Genomic DNA, 12,544 nt, shown 5'->3' with positions numbered 1-12,544 from the left:
TAATTTAGCGTGCTGCGAGAAAAGGATATTTACTTGAGAGGTAATAAGCAGAATTGAGAAGAGGTTACGGGCGCTGGAATAGCATTAAACACAAATAAAAATAGCCTCTTTGCTACTATTATTGTTTTGCATATCTGAGGCATAGTTATAAAACTCAAGACGATTCAGCACGCCTAACTTCCTGATCGCATTGCGCCGATGAGTCAGAATGGTCTTCTCCGAACGCCCGAGCACCTTAGAGATATGGCCGATGTCGTGCCCTTTGCCGGTCAATGAAACAATTTCACTCTCAATCGAAGAAAGCTGAATGTAATCACTTAAACGCAGGCGGCGGAACAACTCTTTATTAAATGCGCTTTTACAACTTAACCGTGAAATGGTCAGCACTTTCTTTATTTTTGACATAACGTCATAGATATCTAAACGTGAACTATTGAAGGGGATATTTATGGTCATCATGGGGTTATTGCTACCCGAGGGATCACTGATAGACTCACTGCTCTCCATGAAGATATTCACAATCGCCATACTGTCTTTAAACAGAATATTTTCTTTACCACCACTGCGATGTTCGCAAAATGAGACTGCGGGAAGATTTCCGCCACCCTCTTCCTTAAACACCACATTAAGTAAAGCCAGCAATCCCTGTTCATAGAAAAAATTCTTGGTATTAATCGCCACGGTGAACATGCTTATACTCCTTATTTTATCTACTCTTCTCCATTACTTGGTTCTGAGAACAGTAAAAGATAATCATTAAAGTTGTTCCATACAGTGACTCAAAAGAACACACATAAGATGACATTGGATATTTACGCAGGAAAGGATACTAAGATGAGGTTGGAAAGCAACGCGAATCCATTGAAGTGCGGCACTTTAGGACATTACAACAGGCCGTGTAATCCATTGCCTACGAAAATTCCCATGTATTGTCTGAATTATTTTTTAGCCATAACATCTATAAAAATAAATTCATAATATTATTTTTGGCGAGCAAATAGCGCCCATTACCCCACCCTAACCGAATGGGTCAATATCTGGCGGAACTTGTCAATGTCGCAGATAACATATTCGTTAGCGACTTTCTGGATGTACTGCTCTTCAATCAGCTGATTAATCACCCGGCGGTAAGTACGCTCCGAGCAGCCAAAGCGCTCGGCTTCGCGGTAAACCTGAGAGAAATCCACCAGCGGCTTCTGCTGGCGGTAGCGCTCATACAGGTCGGCGACAATGTTAAACACCAGTGGCTGTAAGAAGCGTTCCATGGTTTTTGCCATGCCGCGCTGGTAGCTGGTTGAGAGCAACTGACTGAGCCAAACGCCGACTTCCACATGGCTGGTGAGAATGTTGTCCATCATCGCCAACGGGATCACTTTGACCGTCATCGACTCGTGGGCCACCACTGAAAACTGGCTGGGAGTTTGGGTCAGGTATTCGATTTCACCAATAATAGTGTCGCTAACAAAGCGCTGGCCGAGGCTGAAGGTCTTACCGTTCTCGGCATTGTAATGCATGGTGTATTCGCCGAGGGTTATCCAGTAAAGCGCCTGAATCTCTTCCCCTTGGCGCAAAATGAACTCATCGGGACCTATCACTTTGTCTTTTAACGGCGCGGCGTGGACCGCGTCGCGCAGGATTTTGTACCCGCGCTGAGCGTATTGCTGAATGATTGTCATGATGTCGTCGCTCTCGGACTGGCCCGAAATAAGAGATAAAGTAGAAACCCAAAATCCTGATGATTGCCCAGCACGCCGCGCACCTGTCGAGGGGCTGCTGAGACTAACGATCGCCCATCATCCTTGTCAACAACGCCCTTGCACAATCCTCGCCCTATCTGCCCTTTCTCCTACACCAGTTTGCCCCGCCGCCATAGCCGCGCAGGCAAGGAAAAATCAATTTTGTGATCGCCGTCGGCTAGGGTCGGACATTTGCCTTTTTCTGCGCGCGAAGGGCTTTCTACCATGATGACCTAAATCCAGTCAGGAGGTCATCAGATGACGCCACATATTAATGCTAATCCAGGCGATTTTGCCGAAACCGTGATCATGCCGGGAGACCCGCTGCGCGCGCAGTACATCGCCGAGACCTATTTGACTGACGCCAAACGCGTATGTGATACCCGCAATATGTTCGGTTTCACCGGCTACTATCGCGGCAAACCGCTTTCCCTGATGGCCCACGGCATGGGAATTCCGTCAGTCTCTATCTATGCCCATGAACTAATTAACGAATTTGGCGTGAAGAAGCTGATTCGCATCGGCACCTGCGGCGCGGTCGATAGCACGGTGGACATGAGCAACGTGATTGTCGCCACCGGCGCGGGTACATCTTCTTCCGCCAACCGCGACCGTTTTGGCGGTTATGACTTCGCCGCCGTGCCCGATTTTGACCTGCTGCGCCGCTGCTGGACGGTGTCGCAGCATCGCCAACTGCCCGCGCAGTTCGGCAACACTTTTACCAACGACCTGCTGTATGACAAACCCGAAGGCATGCTCCCTGCCCTCAAAAAAATGAATATTTTGGCAGTAGAAATGGAAACCTCGGCGCTTTATACCATCGCCGCGCAGTACCGCGCCAAAGCCCTAAGCCTGTTGACCGCCTGCGTCAATAGCATCACCGGTGAAGAGCCAAGCGCAGAACAATTACAAAAAACCTTAGACAACATGTTTGAGCTGGCTTTAGAGACAGCAATATTCAGCGATTGATCTTATTTATAAGGCTTATCCGATGACGAACTCTACACACTCACCTGCACCAAGCGGCTTAAAAGTCGAATCCAACGGGGTTAACGCCGTGCCTGAATCCGAAAGGTACGGCAACCCTTCCGGGCTGTTCCCGATTTGGTTTTCGTGGAACGTCTCCATCCTCGGCATCGCCTACGGGGTGTATGTCTATTCACTCGGCCTAAGCCTGTGGCAGGCGATCTCCGCCGGGATTATTGGTTACTTGCTCTCCTGCATTCTGGTGGGCATTTTGGCGGTCGGCGGCCCAAGAACCGGCTTACCGACTCTGACCCAAACCCGTTTCTGCTTTGGCTATCACGGCAATAAATTCCCAACCCTGTTCGCCTACATCTCCAATATGGGTTGGAAAATCACCCTGATCACTCTCGCCTCTTCCACCGGCGCGGCGCTGTTTGCCAAGCTCTGGCCGAGCGCCTTTGCGCTGGCAGACGGCAAACCGACGCTGATGTGCATCCTCGGCTGGTTTATCCTCAGTCTGGCATTAACCATGTCGATTGCGGTTTATGGCCACCAGTTGATCATGAAAGTCGAAAAATATATCGCTTGGCTGACCGGCTTTATGAGCATCATCTTTATCTTCCTGATGCTGCCACACATTCACTGGGACAAGCTGGGCCACGGCGCGGCACACGGCGACCTGCTGACTTACATCGGCGGCGTGGTGATGGCGATGACCATGGTCGGGCTGGGATTCCTTAACTACGGCGGCGACTTTGCGCGCTATCTGCCGAAGAAAACCCCGGCCTCCAAAGTGATTTTCTGGACCACCGCGGGCATCTCGCTGCCAGTGAGCATTTTGTTGATCCTCGGCGCGTTCTTGGCCGACAGCAACCCGGACCTCAGCGCCGCCGCCGCGCAAGCGCCGATTGCTTCGCTGACTAACCTGCTGCCGTTCTGGTTCTACGTGCCATTCTCCATCGTTATCATCATCTCCCTGCTGGCGGCGGCGATCACCGGCGTTTACAGCTCAGGGCTGGCGCTGTTGGCGCTGGGCATTCCTGCCAGCCGTGCCACCACCACCATGCTGAACGCGGTTATCATCGGCTTCGGCGCGTTCTATCTGATGTTTATCTCCGACTCTTTCCTCTCCACCTTCCAATCATTCTTGGCGTCAATCTCGGTGGTGATGGGCTCGGCGGGGGCGATTGAACTGATCGACTTCCTGCGCCAGAAACGTTTGGGTTGGGATATTACGATGGCCAACAAAGCCGGTTTCGGTGGCAGAAATGGTCGCTGGACCGCGCTGGTTGCGCTGTTTACCGCCACCCTTGTTGGCCTTGGCACCATCACGTCGGGCGACCCGTACATCGCGCACATCGTCGGCTTCCTGCTGACTGACGAAACGCGCCACAGCGTGTTTGCCACCGCGAATATCGGCGTCATTGTCTCGATGCTGGTTGGCGGCGGGATCTACGCCCTGCTGACCTTCGGCCTGAACATTGCCCTGCCGGGTATCACTTCTCAGCCGACGTCTACGGCCAAAGCCCAACCGCTGAAGCCGCAAAGAACCTTGTAACGGCTCGCAGATAACACAAAGCCCGCCTAAGTTGACCTAGGCGGGCTTTTTTATTACAGCAGGCCGGGTGAATTAAGCGGGCTGCTTCTCGGGGCGAACCTTAAACCAGATGGCGTACATCGCAGGCAGGAACACCAGCGTCATGATGGTACCGCCGAAGGTTCCGCCAATCAGCGTGTAAGCCAGCGTGCCCCAGAACACCGAATGGGTCAGCGGAATAAAGGCCAAAATCGCCGCCATCGCGGTGAGCAGCACCGGTCTGGCGCGCTGCACCGTGGCTTCAATAATGGCGTGGAACGGACTCAGCCCCTCCTGCTCATTATGCTTAATCTGCCCAATCAGGATTAAGGTGTTACGCATTAAAATCCCCGACAGCGCAATCAGCCCCACTAAAGCATTGATACCAAACGGCTGGTTGAACAGCAGCAGCGTCGGCACCACGCCAATCAGCCCCAGCGGCGCGGTCATAAAGACCATCACCATCGCCGACATCGAACGCACTTGGAAGATAATGATCAGCAGCGTCAGAGCAATCATGATGGGGAACAGCGGCGCCATAGCTTTAGAGGCTTTGCCCGACTCCTCAATCGAACCGGCCTGCTCAATGCGATACCCGGCAGGCAGCGACGCCACAATAGGTTGCAGCTGTTTGCTGATCGCCGCTGAGACGTCCGGCGGCTGGAGGCTTTCGTCGATATCCCCGCGCACGGTAATGGTCGGCGTGCGATCACGACGGCGCAGGATTGGGTCTTCCATCTGCACTTGCACATGGCCAATCTGCGACAGCGGGATGCGCTGACCATTGGCCCCCACCAGCGTAAAGCCAGCAATCTTGTTCGGGTCGAGACGAATATCCCCCGCCGCTCGCCCGACCACCTGCACGGAACGAATATCCTCACGCACCGAGGTAATTGGCGTACCCGACAGCAGGAACTGCAACTGCTGAGCGGCCGCGCTGCTGCTAAGGCCCACGGCCTGAAGGCGATCCTGATCCAGCGCGAAATGCAGCGTTGGCACGCGGGTTCCCCAGTCAGTGTTCACCGTGCGCATCAGCGGGCTGGCCTGCATTACCGACTCCACCTTGCTGGCAATGTCGCGCAGCGTAGCAGGGTCCGGCCCCATCACGCGGTAAGCCACCGGATAAGGGGAATACGGACCGAACACCAACTGGGTGACGCGAACCTGAGCTTCTGGCGCAAGGCCGTCGCTCACCGCCTGACGAATCTTGTTTTTCAAGGCTTCGCGCGTCTCTTCGTTGTCGGTATAAACCACGATTTTGGCAAAAGAGGGATCGGGCAACTCAGGTGCCATCGCCAGATAGAAGCGCGGCGGCCCCTGCCCGATGTAAGCCGTGACGATTTTCGCCTCATCCTGCTTTCTCAGCCAAGCCTCAATCTTCGTCGTGGTTTTGTCCGTCTGCTCAATGGAGGTGCCGTAAGGCAGTTGCACTTCCAGCAGCACTTCCGGGCGGTCAGAGGTTGGGAAGAACTGCTTTTTCACCACGCCCATGCCGAGAATAGCCACCACAAACAGGCCAATCACCGTCGCAGCCACCAGCCATTTACGCGCCACCACGCTCATCAACAGGCGGCGGAAACGCTGATAATGCTTGGTGTTATACATGGCCGCGTGCCCACCAGCGTGCGGTTTGGCGTCCGGCAGCATTTTCACGCCGAGGTAAGGCGTAAACACCACCGCCACCACCCATGACGAAATCAGCGCGATGCCCACAATCCAGAACATATTGCTGGTGTACTCACCGGCGGTGGAGTGGGCGAATCCATTAGGCATAAAGCCGATGGTAGTCACCAGCGTACCGGCGAGCATGGGCGCCGCGGTGTGGCTCCAGGCATAGGCCGAGGCTTTGATTCGGTCGTAGCCCTCCTCCATTTTTACCACCATCATTTCGATGGCAATAATGGCGTCATCTACCAGCAACCCGAGGGCTAAAATCAGCGACCCAAGGGTAATTCGGTCGAAGTTCTTGTCGGTGGCGGCCATCACCACAAACACTACCGCCAGCGTCAGCGGCACCGCCGCGGCCACCACGATGCCGACGCGCCAGCCCATGCTGACAAAGCACACCACCATCACCACCAGCAGCGCGACGAAGAACTTCACCATGAACTCATTAACCGCGCCGCTAATGTTGACCGACTGGTCGCTGACTTTGCTGAACGTCATGCCGAGTGGCATATCCTGATTGATTTTTGCCGTCTCGGCGTCGAGGGATTTCCCCAGATCAAGGCCGTTCCAGCCGTCGCGCATCACCACGCCCAGCAGCAGCGCTGGCTCTCCCTGATTGCGCACCTTGAAGGTCGCCGGGTCTTCATAGCCGCGCTCAACCGTCGCCACGTCGGACAGCTTGAGGGTTCTGCCCTGAGTGATAATCGGCGTATTGCGGATCTTCTCCAGCTTGTCGAAAGCCCCGTCAAGGCGCAGGAAGACCTGCGGCCCGCTAGTATCAATCGAACCCGCCGGTGTCAGCACGTTCTGGCTATTCAGCGCGGAGAAAATGTCCTGCGGCGAAATGCCCAGCGTCGCCAGCCGGTCGTGGGAAAACGACACGAAAATGCGCTCCGGCCGCTCGCCAATAATGTTGACCTTTTTCACCCCCGGCACGTGCAACAGGCGCTGGCGGAGAGATTCCGCGTCACGCACCAGCAGGCGCTGCGGCTCACCTTGGGCTTTTAGCGCGAACAGCGCAAAAGTCACATCCGAAAACTCGTCGTTGATCACCGGCCCAATCACGCCAGAGGGCAGATTCTGCGCCTCATCGCCGATTTTTTTGCGCGCCTGATAGAACTCCTCCGGCACTTGGTCGGGCGGCGTGCTGTCCAGCAGTGACAAGGTGGTGTAAGCCAGACCGGCACGCGTATAAGTCTCAGTGCGGTCATACCATTTCAGCTCCTGCATCCGCTTTTCCAGCGGCTCGGCGACCTGATCCTGCATCTCCTGCGCCGTCGCGCCCGGCCATGCGGTAATAATTGTCATCTGTTTGACGGTGAACGGCGGGTCTTCCGCACGCCCGAGCTGGAGGAAAGAGACCACCCCGGCAAGAGTGATCAAAATGATCAGAAAAAGGGTGATCGAACGCTCGCGAACGGCGAGCGCGGAGAGGTTAAACCGCCCGCCACTCATGGCTGGCTCCCGGCGGCAGTAGGTAAGTCGGTGCGCACCGCCTCGCCTTCATGCAGCAAATGCGCGCCCAGCGCGACAATGCGCTCGCCCGCCTGCAATGGCCCAGCCACCTTTGCTACCTCGTCTGTCAGTCCCAGCACCTGAACCGGCTGCCACGACACTTTCTCTGGTTTGCCGGAAATCGCCCACACGCCCGGCCCTTTGCCCGCGTCGTAAATCGCGGCAATAGGCACCTGCAGCTGCGGATCCGTGGCGTTTCCGTCGCCAATATTTAACGTCACGGTGGAACCGAGCGGCGCATTGGCCGACTCACCTTGCAGCACGTAGCGCGCTTCGAAGGTGCGAGTTTGTGGGTCAGCGGCATCGGAAAGCAGGCGCAGCTTGGCGGTAGAAGGCTGCTGGCCTGAACCATAAAGCGTGGCAATGGCGCTGCTGCCCACCGCCGGGCGCAATGTCTCAGGCAGATGCACAATGGCCTCGCGCTGACCGGCCCTTGCCAGTTGAACCACCACTTGCCCGGCACTCACCACCTGCCCCGGCTCGGCCAGCGTGTTGACCACCACGCCGTCGGCGTCGGCCAGCAGCACCGCGTAGCTCATGGCGTTCTGGGTGACATTGGCCTGCGCCTGCGCCGCGCTGAGGTCAGCCTTGGCGGTGTCGGCGGCGGCTTTTATCTGGTCATAGGTGGAAGCAGAAACCGCGCCGCTGGACACGAGTCCGCGATAACGCGCTTCGTCATCGGCAGTCTGTTTGGCACGCGCCCGCGCGGCGGCAACCGCCTGCTGTTGCGCCTGAGCTTGCAGACCCAAATCAACAGAATCGAGGCGCATCAAGGGCTGGCCGCGCTTAACGGTTTGGCCGGTATCGACCAGTCGCTCGAGAATTTTGCCGGAAACGCGAAAGCCGAGGTCACTCTGTACCCGAGCAATCACGACGCCGGTAAACGCCCGCGCGGAGTCCGTCCCGCTGGTCACCGCGGCCACTCTGACTAACGGAGGCTGGGTACGGGGGTCTTTGACGCCGGATGCATCGCCACACGCCACTAAGGCAAGAGGCAGCAGACAAATGGCAATAGTGGCAGTTTTTAGCCGAAGCATGGGTTCCCTTACTGATCAAAAAGGATAGGAACCACATTCTGTGATTAGTGACCAATATTGTCAATGGTCACAGCATTTATGGTGATAGGCTGCGCAGGATCAGTGCGGGCAGCAGAACGGATGCCGTCGGCGCCTTATCAAGATTGTATTGCAGCTGGATAGGGTCAATATAAGGGCACATCACCAGAAAAACGGCTTCACCCGCTTCATCGAGTGGCGTCTTACGCTCAAACTCGCCGGACTGACGACCTTCAACCAGCACCTCACGGATCAGGTCGAGCAGGCGCTGGTGGTGCGCCGCCGCCGACGGCCATTTATCTCGCGACGAGACGGCCGCAATGTCGAACAGCTTGCGATCGTGGAAAAAAAGGTCACCGCCAGCCTCGGTTATTGCCTTGAATAACCGACGTAATTTCTCAGAAGCCGTCGGCGCATCCACAATCGCGGCATTGACGATATCCATAAACTCCGTCAGCCGGTTGGCGCAGATGATCTCCCCAATCGCCTGTTTGGAGTCGAAAAACTTGTAGATGTAGGCTTTGGAAAAACCAATCGCTTTCGCCAAGTCCAACACCGTGGTTTTCTCATAACCATAGTGGGCGAAGTGCTGGGTCGCGGCCTCGACAATCTGATCGCGGACGCTGTGATCGACCGGACCACGGGTAAGGTTTGTTTGCATTTGTTTACTCATTTATCCAGTTTAGCTTGGCGATCCATAATTGACAACTAGTGACCGAATTGTAATATGGTCACTTACTGTATTCCACCCAAGGAATTCCCATGTTTCCCCTCCGCACACTTGCCCTGTTGGTCAGCGCTGGCGTATTAGCCGGTTGCACGGTAGGGCCGGATTATCATCGCCCGGACAGCCCGCTGCCGCAGCAATATCAGACCTCAATTGGCTCACAGCAGGCCACGCGGCCCGCCAACTTTGCCCTGTGGTGGCAAGGATTTGACGATCCCCTGCTAAGCCGTTTGGTTAGCGAGGCGCTGGCGCAAAACCTCAGTCTGGCCCAAGCCTCGGCGCGCATGGCGCAGGCCGGTGCCAGAGTGAGTGCCGCCACGGCGGAGCTGTTGCCATCGGGGAATATCAGCGGTCAGGCGGCGCGGGGCTACCAGTCCATCGACACGCCGCTCGGGCAAGTGCTTAATTCAACGCCTGATTATAACCGTTATGGCAATTCCTATGAGAGCGATCTCAATGCCAGTTGGGAAATCGATATTTTTGGCGGTCTGCGCCGCAGCCGTCAGGCCGCCGTCGCCGACTATCAGGCCGCGCAGGCCGACGTGGTCGCCACCCGCCTCGCGGTGGCCGCGCAAACAGCCGATCTTTATATCAGCTTGCGCGGTTTGCAGGCCCGGCTTGCCATCGCCCAACAGCAGGCCAACACTCAGCAAGCGCTGCTGCAAAAAATCCAGCTGTTGAACAGCAAAGGGCTGGCGGCAGAGTATCAGGTGCAGCAGACCGCAGGCGAGCTGGCGCAGGTGCAAGCCACGGTGCCCGCCCTGCAGACGCAGGTTGATGCGGCGATGAACGCACTGGACGTGATGCTCGGCACCCCGGCGGGCACCCATCGCGCCGAGCTTTCCGTGCCGGGAGCTATCCCACAGGCGCCGAAATTGACCGACACCGGCACTCCGGCTGACCTGCTGCGCCGCAGGCCGGATATCATCGTCGCCGAACGCCACCTCGCGGCTTCCAGCGCAAGGATCGGCGTCGCGGTCAGCGAATATTATCCGAAGTTTTCACTGGGCGCGCTACTGGGCAGCGCCACGGTCTCTTCCGGCGGCAATCTGCTCTCCGGCGGCGCAACCCAGTCAGCGGCTATCCTTGGGCTGCGCTGGAGACTGTTCGACTTTGGCCGCATTAATGCCCAAATTAACCAAGCCAAAGGTCAAGAAGCCGAATCTCTCGCCGCCTACCGCCAGACGGTGCTGCACGCCACCGAAGATGTGGAAAATGCCTTCTCCGCGCTGGTCAACAGCGAGACACAGACTTCTACCTTAACCGTTGGTGAGAACGCCCTCGGCAGCGCCAGAAAATCAACCTTCGCCGCCTTCCAGCAAGGCACCGCCAGCCTGATAGACGTGCTGCATGCCGACGAAACCCTGCTGCAAGCCTCAGACACCCGGGCGCAGGCGCAAACCGCCTCGGCGCGTGCGGCGGTAGCGGCCTTTAACGCTCTCGGCGGCGGCTGGCAGCCTCCTCAGGCCATGGCAAAAACACAATAATCTATCTCAGCACCGGGGCCGCCGCGCCCCTGTGCTGTAAAACCTGCCCTTTTTCACCTCGTCGAAAATTTTTTTATTTCTTTGGGAATAAATCCCCTTCTGGTTCGTCTTATCCGCTCATTGCCCCTTTGCGGTCTTTTTTGTGAGCTGAATTTATGACTTCACCCCGTTTATCTTTCTGCCAAATGCTTAAAAACGCGCGGCAATCTCGCGGCTTTGGGCTGCGCGTGGCGATCATCGTCGCCATTCCTTTACTGATTTGTGTGCTGTTTGGCTGGGCATGGGGCGCGTTGACGCCTGACCGCCTGTCGCCAGATAAACTGGTTAACGTGCTGGAAAAAACCGGCGGCGTGCATCCGGGCTATCGCCGCAACCACGCCAAGGGCCTGTGCGTTGCCGGTTATTTCGAGGGTAATGGCCGCGCCAGCACGCTGTCGAAAGCCGACGTTTTCCGCGTCGAACGCACCCCGGTGATTGGCCGTTTGGCAATTGCTGGCGGCAACCCGAACGCCCCCGACGGCGCGGTCCCGGTGCGCAGCATGGCGCTACAATTTAAATCCGCCAGCGGCCAAGAGTGGCGAACCGGCATGAACGCCCTGCCGTTCTTCACCGTCGCTACGCCGCAGGGCTTCTTGGATCAGCAAACTGCTTCCATCCCAGACCCGGCGACCGGCAAACCCGATCCGGCCAAAATCCAAGCCTTTATGACTCAACATCCTGAATCTAAGCCATTCTTCGCATGGGTTAAAAGCGCCGTTCCCACCTCAAGCTGGGCCAGCGACAACTACAACAGCTTGAACGCCTTCCGCGTCACCAACGCGCAGGGTGAAACTCGCACCGTGCGCTGGAGCATGCAGGCGCAGACGGCTTCTACTCCTATCACGGCAGAAGAGAAAGCTGACCCATTATTCCTGCAGAAAGACTTAAAACAGCGACTGGCGCAGGGGCCGCTGAAGTGGGATTTAGTGCTTACGCTGGCGGGCAAAGATGACCCGACCAATGACGCCAGTAAGGCATGGCCGGACGACCGGCAAAAAGTCACGGCGGGAACGCTGGTGTTGACCTCGTCGCAGGATCAGGCCGACGGCAACTGCCGCGACATCAACTATGACCCGCTGATTTTGCCGGATGGCATCTCTGGCTCGGACGACCCGCTGCTCAGCGCCCGTTCGGCGGCCTACTCCTCCTCCTTCAACCGCCGCACGCATGAAGAAGCGCAGGCAAAACGCGGAGCCGCATTATGAAAAACGTCAGCCATTTCCACCCGTTGCTGCGTCTGGTCCACTGGCTCATGGCGCTAATGATCGTTGCCATGCTGTTTATCGGCGTCGGCATGGTCTCCACCGTTTCCAGCCTGCACGCCTTTTTATACTCGCTGCATAAACCTCTGGGGGTAGCGCTACTGGTTCTGGTGCTGCTGCGGCTCTATTTGCGTTTTCGCTATAAAAAGCCCGCCCTGCCGGAATCTTTGCCTTCGCTGCAAAAACTGATGGCGCATCTCTCTCACTGGCTGTTATATGGTTTGATGCTGGCCCAGCCGCTGGTTGGGTGGGCGATGCTTTCCGCCGCGGGTTATCCGATAACCCTCGGGGCGGGCATTCAGTTGCCGCCGCTGCTGGCTAAAAACATTGACCTTTATGCCGTGCTGCGCCCGCTGCACACGGCGTTGGCCTTGCTGCTGTTCGTCACCGTGATGCTGCATCTGGCCGCCGCGCTGTTCCACGCGCTGATTTTACGCGATGGCGTGTTTGCCAGCATGACGGGGTATAAAAGCCCGCGGCTGAAAGATGAAGGCTAAACATCAACCGAGCGAG

General features: G+C 56.7%; 10 protein-coding genes. 5 read left to right on the top strand and 5 right to left on the bottom strand.

Translation table 11 applies throughout. The features are described from left to right. Positions 1–84 precede the first annotated feature (84 nt). Positions 85–690 carry a helix-turn-helix domain-containing protein gene (locus GEAM_RS05795; RefSeq protein ID WP_034789431.1) on the bottom strand — a complete coding sequence of 202 codons (606 nt, stop codon included), beginning with the start codon at positions 688–690 and terminating at the stop codon, positions 85–87. A 317-nt stretch (positions 691–1,007) separates the two neighbouring features. Continuing rightward, positions 1,008–1,676: a Crp/Fnr family transcriptional regulator gene (locus GEAM_RS05790; protein WP_034789429.1), complete on the bottom strand. Its 669-nt coding sequence runs from the start codon at positions 1,674–1,676 to the stop codon at positions 1,008–1,010. Positions 1,677–1,994: 318 nt separating this feature from the next. On the opposite strand from GEAM_RS05790, the gene deoD reads away from it, so the two are divergent. After that, entirely contained in the window at positions 1,995–2,705 is a 711-nt protein-coding gene (gene deoD / locus GEAM_RS05785) for a purine-nucleoside phosphorylase (RefSeq protein ID WP_034789428.1), read from the top strand. A gap of 22 nt (positions 2,706–2,727) precedes the next feature. Further along, a complete protein-coding gene (locus GEAM_RS05780; RefSeq protein ID WP_051899419.1) occupies positions 2,728–4,260 on the top strand; it encodes a purine-cytosine permease family protein in 1,533 nt (510 codons plus the stop codon). Between the two features lie 72 nt (positions 4,261–4,332). On the opposite strand, the gene GEAM_RS05775 is transcribed toward GEAM_RS05780, so the two are convergent. The 3 genes from GEAM_RS05775 to GEAM_RS05765 all read right to left on the bottom strand — a co-directional run bounded on the left by GEAM_RS05775 (position 4,333) and on the right by GEAM_RS05765 (position 9,189). Further along, a complete protein-coding gene (locus GEAM_RS05775; RefSeq protein ID WP_034789427.1) occupies positions 4,333–7,401 on the bottom strand; it encodes an efflux RND transporter permease subunit in 3,069 nt (1,022 codons plus the stop codon). Next, a complete protein-coding gene (locus GEAM_RS05770) occupies positions 7,398–8,498 on the bottom strand; it encodes an efflux RND transporter periplasmic adaptor subunit (protein ID WP_034789426.1) in 1,101 nt (366 codons plus the stop codon). Before GEAM_RS05770 ends, GEAM_RS05775 begins: the two co-directional genes overlap by 4 nt. A gap of 76 nt (positions 8,499–8,574) precedes the next feature. After that, positions 8,575–9,189 carry a TetR/AcrR family transcriptional regulator gene (locus tag GEAM_RS05765; RefSeq protein ID WP_034789424.1) on the bottom strand — a complete coding sequence of 205 codons (615 nt, stop codon included), beginning with the start codon at positions 9,187–9,189 and terminating at the stop codon, positions 8,575–8,577. An 89-nt stretch (positions 9,190–9,278) separates the two neighbouring features. Here GEAM_RS05765 and GEAM_RS05760 point away from each other — a divergent pair, with 89 nt between their 5' ends. From GEAM_RS05760 to GEAM_RS05750, 3 genes are all read left to right on the top strand, one after another. Further along, positions 9,279–10,730, top strand: coding sequence for an efflux transporter outer membrane subunit (locus GEAM_RS05760; RefSeq protein WP_034789423.1), 1,452 nt, complete (start codon positions 9,279–9,281; stop codon positions 10,728–10,730). A 185-nt stretch (positions 10,731–10,915) separates the two neighbouring features. After that, a complete protein-coding gene (locus tag GEAM_RS05755; RefSeq protein WP_034789422.1) occupies positions 10,916–11,974 on the top strand; it encodes a catalase family peroxidase in 1,059 nt (352 codons plus the stop codon). After that, positions 11,971–12,528 carry a cytochrome b gene (locus tag GEAM_RS05750; protein ID WP_034789421.1) on the top strand — a complete coding sequence of 186 codons (558 nt, stop codon included), beginning with the start codon at positions 11,971–11,973 and terminating at the stop codon, positions 12,526–12,528. Before GEAM_RS05755 ends, GEAM_RS05750 begins: the two co-directional genes overlap by 4 nt. Positions 12,529–12,544: the final 16 nt, after the last annotated feature.

Source organism: Ewingella americana ATCC 33852 (assembly GCF_000735345.1).
Classification (GTDB): domain Bacteria; phylum Pseudomonadota; class Gammaproteobacteria; order Enterobacterales; family Enterobacteriaceae; genus Ewingella; species Ewingella americana.
Note: the sequence above shows the minus strand (reverse complement) of the source record. Positions and strands in the feature narration are given on the sequence as shown.

What these genes read in the sequence shown, in the direction of transcription:
- GEAM_RS05795 (WP_034789431.1), bottom strand. Translation starts at nt 690, where the DNA reads ATGTTCACCGTGGCGATTAATACCAAGAATTTTTTCTATGAACAGGGA.
- GEAM_RS05790 (WP_034789429.1), bottom strand. Translation starts at nt 1,676, where the DNA reads ATGACAATCATTCAGCAATACGCTCAGCGCGGGTACAAAATCCTGCGC.
- deoD (WP_034789428.1), top strand. Translation starts at nt 1,995, where the DNA reads ATGACGCCACATATTAATGCTAATCCAGGCGATTTTGCCGAAACCGTG.
- GEAM_RS05780 (WP_051899419.1), top strand. Translation starts at nt 2,728, where the DNA reads ATGACGAACTCTACACACTCACCTGCACCAAGCGGCTTAAAAGTCGAA.
- GEAM_RS05775 (WP_034789427.1), bottom strand. Translation starts at nt 7,401, where the DNA reads ATGAGTGGCGGGCGGTTTAACCTCTCCGCGCTCGCCGTTCGCGAGCGT.
- GEAM_RS05770 (WP_034789426.1), bottom strand. Translation starts at nt 8,498, where the DNA reads ATGCTTCGGCTAAAAACTGCCACTATTGCCATTTGTCTGCTGCCTCTT.
- GEAM_RS05765 (WP_034789424.1), bottom strand. Translation starts at nt 9,189, where the DNA reads ATGAGTAAACAAATGCAAACAAACCTTACCCGTGGTCCGGTCGATCAC.
- GEAM_RS05760 (WP_034789423.1), top strand. Translation starts at nt 9,279, where the DNA reads ATGTTTCCCCTCCGCACACTTGCCCTGTTGGTCAGCGCTGGCGTATTA.
- GEAM_RS05755 (WP_034789422.1), top strand. Translation starts at nt 10,916, where the DNA reads ATGCTTAAAAACGCGCGGCAATCTCGCGGCTTTGGGCTGCGCGTGGCG.
- GEAM_RS05750 (WP_034789421.1), top strand. Translation starts at nt 11,971, where the DNA reads ATGAAAAACGTCAGCCATTTCCACCCGTTGCTGCGTCTGGTCCACTGG.